A 12941-nucleotide genomic window follows, 5' to 3' on the forward strand; every position below is an offset into this window, starting at 1 on the left:
CTTCAGCGCGGTCAGTATTTCGCGACCACGGGGCCACCAAACCTGTAGTTCACGCGGGCCGTGACGAGATCAACATCCTGACGGGTGGCAACCGTGCCGGCGTAAGCACCAGCCGGGCTGGTAAAGTCAAACGTACGATCCTGCATGAACAGATGATCGTACTCCACACCGACCGACCAGTTCGAAGCGAAGCCGAATTCGAGGCCGACGCCTACCGCGGCTCCCCATCGCGTGTCGTTCGCAGCGCCGAGAACGATGCCGGTCGCATTGTCGGTGTAGCGGAAGCGGCTATCGGTGACGGCGCCGCCGCCCTTGACGTAAAACAGTGTATTTTCGACGGCCCAGCCGATCTGGCCGGTGAACAGGCCGAACGCTTCGATCCGTGACCGGTTGGTCGTGGCAGGGAACGGCGGGCTGATCTTGCTGCCGTTGAGGTCAGCCCAGTTACCCTGCGCTTCCAGACCAAAGACTGCGGCGCCTGCCTGCCAGCGATAGCCGATCTGGCCACCGGCTACGGCGCCTGTCGCATCGTGGCAGCCTTCGGGGCCGAGCAGCGCAGGGGGTACCGGCGTGGGCGGAACAAGATCCCAGCAGTTGCGACTTGAGCCCCAGCCGCCGTTCGCGCCGATATAAAAGCCGGTCCATGAGAATACCGGAACAGGCGGGATGGGCGGGGCCGCCTTCAAAGGCAGTCGTAAATCCGCAGCGAATGCGGGCGCGGAGAGCGCATTCACAACCATCACTGCCGCCGCGACCCGGCTTGAAATTTTGCGGAATGGCTGGCCTTTCAGGACGCCGATCATGAATTCCTCGCTTGCTCCGGATGGCCTTGAAACGTGAAAGACACATTGCGCCATCTATGGTTAACGCCGCCTTTACGCGCGCGGGCGCCCAAGGCCCCCGCGGCCCTTCCTAGCGTCCGCCATGACTTTCTGTGCAGCTCTTAAGGTACAGAAAACCAAACACAAATTTCGCCGGAAAAGGCCGGAAAACTTCCCAATATCCAACCAGGAATTAATCTCGTCCCGGGCATCCTGCACGCTCAACAGAATAACCAAAAATACGAGTTCGGGATGGCTTCAAACGATTCATACACCGGTATTGCGCCGGCCGCCTTGACGGGCAGCATGAGGGACTTCCGCGTCCCCGGTGGGGCAGACCTTTTGGGACGCACCGAAGGTTTCTTCCGCTGGCAGGATCTGCGCCGGCATCACGGCCTCTGGCCCTTCTCTCGTGCCACGGAGGACGGTCCCAAGACCGTTTGCTCTGCTCAGGACGACCGGGGCAACAGGATGCTCGGCGTAAACTTTGCTTCGCAGGACTATCTCAGCCTGGCATCGCATCCGGCCATCAAGGCAACGGCGATCGAGACTATCGAGCGCTGTGGGGTACATAGCGCTGGCTCTCCTGCGCTTGTCGGCAACACTTCGTACTCGGTAGCGCTCGAGCGCAAGATCGCCGAATTCCTGGCGATGGACCACGTCGTGTTGTACCCGACCGGTTGGGCCGCGGGCTTCGGCGTCGTGAAGGGCCTCGTCAGGTCGGCCGACCATATCGTGATGGACATGCTGGCACACTCCTGCCTGCAGGAGGGCGCTCACGCCGCAACCCCAAACCTTCATCTGTTCCGGCATCTGGATAACGACTATTGCCGGAACATCCTCGCCAAAATCCGAGCCAAGGACAAAGAGAACGGAATCCTCGTGATCACCGAGGGATTGTTCTCGATGGACTCGGACACCCCCGATCTCGCTGCCCTGCAAGCGCTCTGCCACGAATTCAACGCGACTCTTGTCGTCGACGTCGCACATGATCTTGGCTGCTTGGGCGAGGGCGGCCGCGGCCACATCGGCTTGCAGAACATGCTCGGCAAGGTGGACCTTGTGATGGGGAGCTTTTCCAAGACGTTTGCGTCAAACGGCGGGTTCGTCGCCTGCAAGAGCCGAGCGGTGCAGGAATATCTACGCTTTTACAGCGCCCCTGCCACTTTCTCCAATGCCCTTTCGCCGGCGCAGGCCGCGACGATCCTGAAGGCATTCGAGATCGTCGCTTCCGCCGAAGGGCACGCGCTACGGCGCAAGATGCTCGCCAACGTCCTGTCGCTTCGTCGCGAGTTGAAGCAGGCCGGCCTCGACTATTATGGCGACCCATCCGCGATCGTTTGCGTCAAAATGGGTTCGGAAGGCCTTGCACGTCTTGTTTCAAGACGCCTTATCGAACTCGGATTGGTCGCCAACCTAGTGGAATTTCCCGCCGTTCCCAAGGGCGCGGCCCGAATTCGCATGCAGGTGATGGCCAATCACTCCGCGGAAAACATCGCCACCGCTGTGCGAATACTGGCCATTGCAAAGGCGGAAGCGGAACTGGAACTCGATGAGCTGCGGCGGATCAAACCCGTAAAGGGCGTCGCAGCTTGATGCCGCGGCCCCCCCTGTCGAACTGGCGAGTACGCCGTCACTCGCGTTGAGAAGATCGAAGTACTGTTTGCATACCTGAAGTGCATCCTCCGCCTCGACCGGCTGAGGCTGAGAGGCCCCTACGGAGGCTCTACCCGCGAAATCCAATGACAACCGGAGCGCGCCGAGCGACCCCTCACCCGGCGCTACGCGCCGACCTCTCCCCGCGAAGAGCGGGGCGAGGTAAAGAAGATCAGCGCGCCGCGGCAACCGCCCGCAGGGTTTGCGGCACCAGGGTCGACGCCCCCACCCGTATCACCGGTGCGATGTTCGGACGATAAAGTCCGCGTCGCTCCGGATAGGGCTTGAAGCTGTTGGTGATGCCGACCACTGATTCGGCAGCGCCCAGCGCCAGCACGCCATCGGGCTCCAGCATCCGGGAGAGTCGCTCGAAGATGTTGGCCTTGGTATTCTGATCGAAATAGATCAGCACGTTGCGGCAGAAGATGACGTCGAACACGCCGAGATGGGAGAAATCCTGCAGCAGGTTGAGCTGACGATGCTGCACCATGCTGCGGATCTCGGCATTGATCTGCCAGAGCTCGCCGTTCTGGCTGAAATATTTCACCAGCAACCCAATCGGCAATCCGCGCTGCACCTCGAACTGGCTGAAGATGCCGGCCTTCGATTTTTCCAGCACCGCCTGCGACAGGTCGGTCGCGACGATTTCGGTGCGCCAGCCGGACAGCAGGGGTCCCGCCTCCTTCAGGCACATCGCGATCGAATACGGTTCCTGCCCGGTGGAGGAAGCCGCGCACCAGATGCGCAACGACCGGCGGGCCGCGCGCGCCTGTACCAGTGCCGGAATGACCGCTTCCCGCAAATGATCGAACGGAATCTTGTCGCGGAAGAAAAACGTCTCGTTGGTGGTCATCGCCTCGACCACCTCCGCCGTCAGCGCGCTGGCCCCGCCCTTCATCTTCTCGACGAGTTGGGAAATGCCCGGCAGGCTGGACTTGCGGGCCAACGGCAGCAGCCGGCTTTCGACCAGATATTGCTTGTCGGCCGAAAGATCGAGCCCGGAGCGCTCTTTCAGAAGCTTACGCAGATACTCATAGTCTGAAGGCGTCACGAACGATCTCCCGAAAACAACCGAACCAGTTTTGGCGCGATCTGATTGAGCGGCAGAACCGCCGCGCAAATACCTGCATTGGCGGCCGCGCCCGGCATGCCCCACACCACGCTGGTCGCTTCGTCCTGGGCAATCACGCTGCCGCCGGCGGCGACGATCTCCTTGCCGCCGCGCATCCCGTCGGAGCCCATGCCGGTCAGAATCACCGACATGATGCCGCCCTGCCAGACGTCGATGGCGGAGTTGAACAGCGGGTCCACCGCAGGCTTGCAGAAATTCACCGGCGGCCCGTCGTCGAGCGCGATCGTGGCGTCCGCGCCATGGCGCACGACGCGCATGTGGCGGCCGCCCGGCGCAAGATAGATCCGACCGGGCTTGACGATCTCGCCGTCAACGGCCTCATGCGCCGTCCGGCGGCTCGCGCGTGCCAGATGCTCGGCAAGAATCGTGGTGAAGGTTGGCGGCATGTGCTGGGTGATCAGCACCGGAAAACGATCGATCACCGGACCGATATCGGCGACCAGCGCCATCAGGGCCTGCGGGCCGCCGGTCGACGAGCCGATCAGAAGCACACGCGGCGCCAGCATGCTGAAGGGCCGGCGCGCCAGTGGCAGTTGCGCAACCGGTGCAGCGACCGGATGAACGGATACCTCGCGCACCCGCTCGGCTGGTGCCGGAGCCGGGCTCGCGCCAGGCGACGCACGGCGGCGGGCCCTGGCGCCCAGATGGCGAATCTTCTGGATCAGATCGTGGTGGAACGTCTCGGCAGCGGTGGCCTCGCGCGTGCTCTCCGGCTTTGGAATGTAGTCGGCGGCGCCGAGCGAGAGCGCCTTGAAGCTGATCTCCGCGTTGCGGCGGGTCAGCGTCGACGCCATGATGATGACGAGGTCGCGCTTTTTCGCAAGCAACTGGGGCAGCGCCGAAATGCCGTCGAGCTCCGGCATTTCGATATCGAGCACGGCGACATCGGGTTTGATGCGTTCGATCTGGTTGACGGCGTCGAGGCCGGTGCGCAGGGAGGCGGAGACCTCCATGTCCGGCTCGGCGCCGATCCAGCGCGAGATCATCCCGCGGATCACCACGGAGTCGTCGACCACCATCACGCGCAGCTTGTCTTGCCTTGTCGAGACTGGCGGCGGAGACTTCGTTAACGCAACACTCATTACTTCACCCGACCCAACTCAAGCGGCACACTTGCAAAACCAACGCCGATGGCCGTTGAGCCGCCGGGATCACATAGAGATCAGATCAGGCCGACTTCCTGGAACTTCGCGGTGACGATGTCCTTGTCGAACGGCTTCATGATGTATTCGTTGGCACCGGCATGCAGCGCACGCGCGATGTGCGCGACGTCGTTTTCGGTGGTGCAGAACACCACCTTGGGCGCGTCGCCACCGGGCATGCGGCGCAGATTGCCGAGGAATTCGTAGCCGTCCATGACAGGCATGTTCCAGTCGAGCAGAACCGCCTCGGGCATCGCGCGCTTGCAGACTTCAAGCGCCTTCTCGCCGTCCTCGGCTTCGACGATCTGAAAGTCGAGACCTTCGAGGATGCGCCGCGCGACCTTTCGGATGACGCTCGAGTCATCAACGACCAGACATGTTTTCATTTTAGGCCTCCACTTACATCAATTCCCAAAAGGGATGTTTCCGTACCGGGTTGGATTTTCATGCCGCCATCAGGTCAGGTATGATTTCGAGAACGCGATCGACGTCGAGGACGACCATGAGCTGGCCGTCGAGGCGGTGCACGCCGCCGGCGAGCTTGGCGAAGCGGGGGTCGAGGTTGACGGGGTTTTCCTCGCGGCCATTGTCGGGCAACCGCAGCACCTCGCCGATCTGGTCGATCAAAAGGCCGTAGGACTCGCCTCTGAGGTCGACGCCGACCGCCATCGGCGGCTTGCCGTCGTCGTTCTTCGGCAGTCCGAGCCGGGCGCGCATGTCGACCACGGTGACGATGCGGCCGCGCAGATTGAGCACGCCGGCGATCTCGGCGGAGGACAGCGGCACCCGGGTCAGCCGTTCCGGCATGAACACGTCCTGCACCCGCGAGATCGGCAGGCCGAACAATTGCCCGCCGATCACGGCGGTGACGTATTCGGCCACGGTGCCCTCGATGGTCTCGGTCTTGGTTGTCATGGTCTTGCTTCCTTAAGCCGCGCGCCGGGTGTCGGCGGTCTGTTCCTTCAGCGCCGCGATCAGGCCGGGGCGGTCGAACTTGGCGACGTAGTCGTGGAAGCCGGCCTGCCGCCCGCGCTCGATCGCCGCCGGCGACACCAGCGAGGACAGCGCGATGATCGGCAACTGGCCCAGATTGTTGTCGGCGCGGATCGTCTCGGCGAATTCGAAGCCGTTCATGTCGGGCATCTCGATGTCGGTCAGCACCACGTCGAAGGTCTGGCCCGAGCGCAGCGCCGAGAGCCCCTCCTGCGCGTTGACGGCGACCCGCACCTTGTAGCCGGCGGCTTTCAAGACCGGCGCCAGCATGTTGCGGAAGAAGGCGGAGTCGTCGACCAAGAGCACCGATTGCGCGGTCGAGGAGGCCCGCATCTCCTTGCGCGAGAACCAGTCGGCAAACGCCATCGGCAGGAAGTGGCCGACGTCGATCACCTCGGTGGCCTGGCCCTTGATCACGGCGGAACCCAGAATGCCGTCCTGCTGGCCGGCGACCTCGATGTGCAGCCGCTCCTCGACGATGTCGATGATCTCGTCGACCACGAGCCCCATCGAGCGGCCGTCGTCGGCAAACACCAGGATCGGCTGCGAGCCGGTAGTCTGGACAGTGACCCCGGCCATCTGCACCAGCGGCATGAGCTGGTCGCGGTACTGCACCATGTAGCGGCCGTTAGAGAGCTCGATCTTGTCGGTGGCGATCTCTTCCAGCCGGGTGACGAGGCCGAGCGGCACCGCCTTGGGCTGGCTTGAGCCGGCGCGGAACACGAGCAGCGAGGTGAGCTGTTCGCCGGACATCGCATGCGCCGCGGCGGCCTCATCGGCCATCTCATGGGCCGAGGCGCCGGAGGCGCCGAGCGCTTTGGCAATGCCGTTGGGGTCGATGATCATGATCACGGCGCCATCGCCCAAAATGGTGTTGCCGGAGAACATGTCGATGTGCCGCAGCTTGGTCGACATCGGCTTGACCACGATTTCTTCGGTGTGGAACACGCCGTCGACCACGATGCCAAAGGTCTGGCTGCCGACCTGGGTGACCACGATGAAGCCGTTCTCGGGGTCTGAGGACGAGCCGTCGTCGATCTTCAACAGCTTCTTCAGGTGCATCAGCGGCAACAGCTTGTTGCGCAACCGCAAGACCGCGGTGTCCTTGATGCGCTCGATGCGGTGCTCGGAGTTGGCGCGGGCGCGCACCAGCTCGACCACAGACAATTGCGGGATCGCAAAGCGGTCGCCGGCGGCTTCCACGATCAGGGCCGAAACGATCGCGAGCGTCAGCGGGATCTTGATGGTGACGGAAGAACCTTCGCCGGCCACGCTCTTGATGTCGATGGTGCCGCCGATCTGGTCGATATTGGTGCGCACCACGTCCATGCCGACGCCGCGGCCGGACACCGAGGTGACGGTGGCGGCGGTGGAGAAGCCCGGCGCGAAGATGAACTTGTGGATCTGGGCCTCGGTCATCTTCTCCAGTTCGGCCTCGGTGACGAGGCCGTTCTGCAGCGCCTTGGCCTTGATCCGCTCGGTGTTGAGACCTCTGCCGTTATCGGCAATGCAGATGATGATATGGCCGCCCTCGTGATAGGCGGAGAGCCGGATGGTGCCCTGCTCGCCCTTGCCGGCCGCGAGCCGCTCGGCCGGGGTCTCCAGGCCGTGGTCGGCGGAGTTGCGCACCATGTGCGTCAACGGATCCTTGATCAGATCGAGCACCTGGCGGTCGAGCTCGGTGTCGGCGCCGTGCATTTCCAATTCAATTTGCTTGCCGAGTTCGCCCGAGAGGTCGCGCACGATGCGCGGCAGCTTCTGCCAGGCGTTGCCGATCGGCTGCATCCGCGTCTTCATGACGCCTTCCTGCAGCTCGGCGGTGACGTTGGAGAGCCGCTGCAGCGGCACCTTGAACTCGGTGTCCTCGTTGCGGCGGGAGATTTCCAAAAGCTGGTTGCGGGTCAAGACCAGCTCGGAGACCATCGTCATCAGATGTTCGAGGGTGTCGACGTTGACGCGGATCGACTGGTTGGCGATCTTGTCGGCGACCTCGCCGTCGACCTCGACGGCGGCGGCGCGCTTGGCCGGCTTTGCCTTCGCCGTTTCCTTGGCAGTTTCCTTGGCTTCCGGCGCCGGCGCAGCCTTGGCGACGGGTGCCGGCGCGGCTTCGGTCGCGGTCTCGCGGAAGGCGCGCTCGAGGTCGTCGAGCGAGACCTCGCCCGGACGCAACGGACGCTCCAGCACCTGCTCGACCAGCGTGCCCTTGGTCATCGCGGGCGCGACCGGCGGCGCCGCCACGACGGGCGCGGGCGCGGGTTCAGGCTGCGCTTCCGCCGCATGGTGACCGCCTTCGGCCATCGCATGCAGCTTCTCGATCAGGTCTTCGTCGGTGCCCTCGGGCTCGGTCTCGGTGGCTTCCAGACCTGCGAGGATTTCCTTGATGCGGTCGATGCTCGACAGGATCAGCGTCACGGCTTCGGCCTTGACCGGCATGCCGTCGCGGAACTTGCCCATCAAGGTTTCGCCGGCATGGGCGAGCGCTTCCAGCCGCGGCAGCCCTAGGAAGCCGCAGGTGCCCTTGATGGTGTGGACCAGGCGGAAGATGTTATCCAGGATCTTCGCGTCGCTCGGATCCTGCTCGAACCGCACCAACTGATTGTCGACCGTATCCAGGCTCTCGCTGGTTTCGGTCAGGAACTCCCGCAACAAATCATCCATGAAACTGGCCTTCGTACGCACCGGCACGCGACATCGACGCGCCTTACGGAACAGGGCCAGCTTCTATGCAAAGCGTTTAATATTGGTTGAGCAAATGGAAAAGAACGGGATCAACAAAGAGATAAGACGGCAGAAATGAATTCTGCCGCCTGTTTTCAACTGTTGGTTAACCATGTCGGCGCGGTGGCGCGCTCAGGAAGCAGTAACGAGCACCTTTTCCCCGTCGGGCTCAAGCGTCACGCTCAGCCCGCAGGCCTGCGCCAACAGCCGCGTATAGTAAGGCTGCACCGCATGCGCGTCGACGGTCGCGGTCGAACTCGCGCTCACGAGATTGGCGATGTTCTGCGGCACGCGGGCGTTGAGGCCCGAAGACGTGACGCGAAAACCCATCGTCTCGCCATCGCCGATCGGATCGATCGTCAGCGTGCCGCCGCGCGGGATCGTTTGCTGCGCGATGATCAGCATGTTCAACAGCAGCTTGACGCGGTTCTTCGGCAGCAACAGGCGCGGCAGATTCCAGGTGATGGTGATCTTGCCGTCCTCGATGTGGCCGCGTGCCATGGTCTGGGCATCGCCGAGATCGATCTGCGCGCCCGCCGATCCCGCGGCGCCAAACGCCAGGCGGCAGAACTGCAACCGTGCGGAGGCGGTCTTGGCGCTCTTGCGGATCAGATCGAGCGCGAAATCGCGGTCTTCGGGCTTCGGGTTGTCGTCAAGCACCTCAAGCCCATTGACGATCGCGCCGACCGGGCTGATGAGATCGTGACAGACTCGCGAACACAACAGCGCCGCAAGTTCGAGGGTATCGGGAGCCGGACCGGGAGATGAAGTGCCAGACATCATGGGTTCCTGGAAAGCCGCCGGGGTCGCAAATTGCTGGCGGACCGTTACGAATCACGCGTGCTTATCGGTTTGATACACTGCGCAGCCCCGTGCTGCCAGCAGGGGGCGGCAATGGTAAGGCAGGACGAACAGCAAATGGGCCGAGCTCATGAATGAGGCACGTCCGCCCACGCTCGATCGTGAGGCCGCAGCAGTGCTGATCGAACCGCTGACCGAGATCGTGATCCGGGCCGGCGCCGCCATCCTTGCCGTCAACCGTTCCGCCATGAAGGTCGACGGCAAGACCGACGGCTCGCCGGTAACGGAGGCCGATCTGGCGGCCGACCGAATCATCGCCGAGGGCCTTGCCCAGGTAGTGCCCGAAATACCTGCGCTCTCGGAGGAGCGCGTCCAAACGTCCGCGCTGCCCTACATGGAAAGCTTCTTCCTGATCGACCCGCTTGACGGCACCAAGGAATTCGTCGCCGGCCGCAACGAATTCACCGTCAACCTGGCGCTGGTGACCCAGGGGACGCCACTGCTTGGCATTATCAGCGCACCTGCGCTCGGACTGATCTGGCGCGGCATTGTCGGACGCGCCGCGGAACGGCTGACGCTCGGCAAGGGCAAGCTGCTCGTCGAGCCTATACGTACCCGCCCTTGCCCGCCGCGCGGCCAGCCATGGACCGTGGCGGTCAGCCGCTCGCATGGCGACGCCAGGACCGAAGCCTTTATTGCCGCAAGACCGGGGGCCGTACGGTGCGAGCTTGGCTCGGCGGTCAAATTGGGCCGGGTGGCCGAAGGTTCCGTCGATATCTATCCCCGGCTGTCGCCGACCTCGGAATGGGACGTGGCCGCGGGCCATGCGGTCGTCGCGGCCGCCGGCGGCAAGATCACGGATTCAAGCGGCGCCGCCCTGCAATTTGGCACGGGACGGACGGGCTTCATCGTTCCGGAATTCATCGCCTGGGGTGATCCGAAGGCCGTGCAATCGTAGCCCGGGCGAGCTACTGCGCCAGCCCTCGCTCGAGCGCCGGCCAACGTGCGGTGGCTTCCTCGAGGAAACGCGCCGGCTCGGCGGCGAACGCATCGCGGTTGTCCTCGCGGCCGAACAAATAGAGCCGCTGGCCCGCAACCACCCAAAAGCGCGGGTTGCCTGCATAGGTTACCCCTCGCCCCAGATCGACCGGATCATAGCCGCCGAACTGAGGCCCGTAGATTTCCGGATGCGCGACGAAAGAGGCGCGATTGCCCTCGTTGCGGAAGCGCCAGACGGCGCCGGCTTCGCGAGCCTCGAAATCGGGTAAACCCTCGACGGCCATGGATTCCGTAAAATAGGCGACGGGATCAAAGCCTCCGATGGCGAGTCCGGAATAGCGGTTCACCACCACCCGCTCGGTGGTCGCGGCGCGCGCGGCGAAATCAAGGCTAGCAACGCAAAAAAACCCTGCCAATAAGGCAAAAAGGGCCCTTTGGGGGCGCGAACCGTATCTTTCCTGCCGTTGTGCCGTCATAGTTGGTGCCGATAACATGCGAGTCGAGGGGACACTGGGCGCAACCTAGAGCCATGCTTGTTGGCGTCAGGTTAAGGCGGCGGCCAGATTTCGATGCCAGGGGTTCTTTCATGACGTTTGCTTCACGCCTTGCCGCGGTGACGTTCGCCGCGCTGATGTGCTGGACCGTGCCAGCTTCTGCGCAGCAGCCGGGAGGGCCTTATCCGCCCCCACCGGGCGGGCCTTACCCGCCACCACAGCGGCAGCCGGGTCCCGAGACATTCGGACCCGAGGAGTTGGTGTCGGCCGGGCACAAGTTCTTCGGCAACGTCTCGCGCGGCCTCGCTTCGGTCATCGAACGGGCGGTGAGCCAATGGGGCTTGCCCAATGGCTATGTGCTCGGCGAGGAAGGCTCCGGCGCTTTTGTGGCGGGCCTGCGGTACGGCGAAGGCACGCTCTACACCAAGAATGCAGGCGACTTGCGTGTCTACTGGCAGGGGCCGTCGGTCGGCTTCGACTGGGGCGGCGACGGCGCGCGCACCATGACGCTGGTCTACAACCTGCCCGCCACCAACGCGATCTATCAGCGCTTCGTCGGCATCGACGGCTCCGCCTATATCGTCGGTGGCTTCGGCATGACCGCGCTGACCGCCAACAACATCGTGCTGGTGCCGATCCGTTCCGGCATCGGCTTAAGGCTCGGCGCCAATGTCGGGTATCTCAAATATACCCCGCGGGCGACCTGGAACCCGTTCTAAGCGCAGCTTCAAGCATAGGCGCCAAGTCTCCCCGGACGGATTCAGGTTAACGCGGCATCGGGCTGGCGCAGGGTCGGGCTGGCGTGGCAATGTGATTAACGATTCCTTGTCTGTGTGGAGTAACCATCCATGATCGAGCCGATCATGTATCTGGCGATCGGTTTTCTGGTCTCGATGTTGTTCGGCCTGATGATCGTGCCGCTGGTGCATAACCGCGCGGTGCGGCTGACGACCCGGCGGCTGGAGGCGGCGACGCCGCTGTCGATGGCCGAAATCCAGGCCGACAAGGATCAGTTGCGCGCGGAATTCGCCATGTCGGCGCGGCGGCTCGAAATGAGCGTCGAGCAGCTCAAGAACAAGACCACCAGCCAACTCGCCGAACTCGGCAAGAAGAGCGATGCGATCAATCGCATGAAGATCGAGCTCGGCGAGAAGAACGCCACGATCTTTGCGCTCGAAGCGCGCGAGAAGGCGATGAAAGAGAGCAGCTACGCGCCACCGAAGAGGAATTCGCGGCCAAGACCGAACTGTTGCGCAACGCCGAGCAGGCGCTGACCGACAAGCAGGCCGACCTCGCCAGGATCAATCACGAATTGAACGATCGTTCGATGATGGCGGACAGCCGCCAGGTCGAGCTGGTCGCGGTGCGCACGCAGATCGAGGAATTGAAGGGCCGCGTCGGCGACGCCGAGAAGGAATTTTCAGCAACCCAGACCCGCCTCGCGCAGGAGCGCGCCGAGTCCGAGCATGCGACGCGCGAATTGACGGAAGCGCGCAGCCGTGTCGAAAATTTGAGCCAGCGCGTCACCGATCTCGACCGGCAATTGATCGTCCAGGTCAAGGAAGCCGAGATGCTCGGCAACCGCGTCAACGACCTCGAAGCGCGGCTGGCGACGCAAGGCAAGATCCTGGCTGAGCGCGAATACGAGAACAATCAGCTCCGGCAGGCGAACGAAAACGCCGAACGCGCCGCGCGCGAACTGCGCGAGGAGATCGCAGGCATGAGCGGCGGCAAGTCGTCGATCGTGGAAAAATTGCGCACCGAGAAGGCGGCGGTGGAAGAACAGCTCCGCATCGCCCGCGACGAGCGCGCCAAACTGCAGCGCGACATCAACGCGATCCAGCAGCAGGCCGAAAGCTCCTGGGCGACCGAGCGCATGGAAAACGCACTGCTTCGCGAGCGCATCAACGACATCGCGGCCGAAGTTGCAAAACTCGCGATGCAGCTCGAGGGACCGAATTCGGCGATCGAGGCTATGCTGGCGGCGGAACCGGCGAAAGTGCCAGCCAAGCCCGCCAACGACGTCGCCGGTGCCGCCCCCGCCATGTCGGAAGGCGGCGGGACGCTGGCCGAACGCATCCGCGCGTTACAGTCGCACGCTTCGCGAGCCCGTCAGCAGGGCGCATAACTCCCCCGCCCCCACGCGAAAACGCGACGTTACGGCCTGACTGATCGCTTGACACTA

11 protein-coding genes and 1 pseudogene are annotated in these 12941 nt (G+C 63.6%); 4 read left to right on the forward strand and 8 right to left on the reverse strand.

The window, feature by feature from the left end; translation table 11 throughout:
- Positions 1-11 precede the first annotated feature (11 nt).
- Entirely contained in the window at positions 12-803 is a 792-nt protein-coding gene (locus V1277_RS08555) for an outer membrane protein (protein WP_442894460.1), read from the reverse strand.
- Positions 804-1073: 270 nt separating this feature from the next.
- Between V1277_RS08555 and V1277_RS08560 the strand changes: the two genes are divergently transcribed.
- Entirely contained in the window at positions 1074-2417 is a 1344-nt protein-coding gene (locus V1277_RS08560; RefSeq protein WP_334415807.1) for an aminotransferase class I/II-fold pyridoxal phosphate-dependent enzyme, read from the forward strand.
- A gap of 232 nt (positions 2418-2649) precedes the next feature.
- Here V1277_RS08560 and V1277_RS08570 read toward each other — a convergent pair whose 3' ends face one another.
- From V1277_RS08570 to chpT, 6 genes are all read right to left on the reverse strand, one after another.
- The gene (locus tag V1277_RS08570) at positions 2650-3528 is read right to left on the reverse strand and encodes a CheR family methyltransferase (protein ID WP_334373224.1); all 879 of its coding nucleotides are present in this window, start codon (positions 3526-3528) and stop codon (positions 2650-2652) included.
- Positions 3525-4691 (reverse strand): protein-glutamate methylesterase/protein-glutamine glutaminase, encoded by a 1167-nt coding sequence (locus V1277_RS08575; RefSeq protein ID WP_334373222.1) that lies wholly within the window; start codon positions 4689-4691, stop codon positions 3525-3527. The genes V1277_RS08570 and V1277_RS08575 overlap by 4 nt, the downstream gene beginning before the upstream one ends.
- Positions 4692-4771: 80 nt before the next feature.
- Entirely contained in the window at positions 4772-5137 is a 366-nt protein-coding gene (locus V1277_RS08580) for a response regulator (protein WP_028347253.1), read from the reverse strand.
- Positions 5138-5195: 58 nt separating this feature from the next.
- Positions 5196-5666 carry a chemotaxis protein CheW gene (locus tag V1277_RS08585; RefSeq protein ID WP_334373220.1) on the reverse strand — a complete coding sequence of 157 codons (471 nt, stop codon included), beginning with the start codon at positions 5664-5666 and terminating at the stop codon, positions 5196-5198.
- Positions 5667-5678: 12 nt separating this feature from the next.
- Positions 5679-8402, reverse strand: coding sequence for a hybrid sensor histidine kinase/response regulator (locus V1277_RS08590; protein WP_334415808.1), 2724 nt, complete (start codon positions 8400-8402; stop codon positions 5679-5681).
- Positions 8403-8594: 192 nt separating this feature from the next.
- Positions 8595-9242, reverse strand: a complete 648-nt coding sequence (gene chpT / locus V1277_RS08595) for a histidine phosphotransferase ChpT (RefSeq protein ID WP_334373217.1) — start codon at positions 9240-9242, stop codon at positions 8595-8597.
- Between the two features lie 151 nt (positions 9243-9393).
- Between chpT and cysQ the strand changes: the two genes are divergently transcribed.
- Entirely contained in the window at positions 9394-10221 is an 828-nt protein-coding gene (gene cysQ / locus V1277_RS08600; RefSeq protein ID WP_334415809.1) for a 3'(2'),5'-bisphosphate nucleotidase CysQ, read from the forward strand.
- 10 nt (positions 10222-10231) lie between these two features.
- Here cysQ and V1277_RS08605 read toward each other — a convergent pair whose 3' ends face one another.
- Positions 10232-10738, reverse strand: coding sequence for a YHS domain-containing (seleno)protein (locus V1277_RS08605; protein WP_334415810.1), 507 nt, complete (start codon positions 10736-10738; stop codon positions 10232-10234).
- A 110-nt stretch (positions 10739-10848) separates the two neighbouring features.
- Here V1277_RS08605 and V1277_RS08610 point away from each other — a divergent pair, with 110 nt between their 5' ends.
- Both V1277_RS08610 and V1277_RS08615 read left to right on the forward strand, forming a co-directional pair.
- A complete protein-coding gene (locus V1277_RS08610; protein WP_334373213.1) occupies positions 10849-11475 on the forward strand; it encodes a DUF1134 domain-containing protein in 627 nt (208 codons plus the stop codon).
- A 129-nt stretch (positions 11476-11604) separates the two neighbouring features.
- Positions 11605-12884: pseudogene (locus V1277_RS08615) on the forward strand (hypothetical protein).
- The last annotated feature ends 57 nt before the right edge of the window (positions 12885-12941 follow it).

Origin of the sequence: Bradyrhizobium sp. AZCC 1588 (genome assembly GCF_036924735.1) — a bacterium.
Classification (GTDB): Bacteria; Pseudomonadota; Alphaproteobacteria; order Rhizobiales; family Xanthobacteraceae; genus Bradyrhizobium.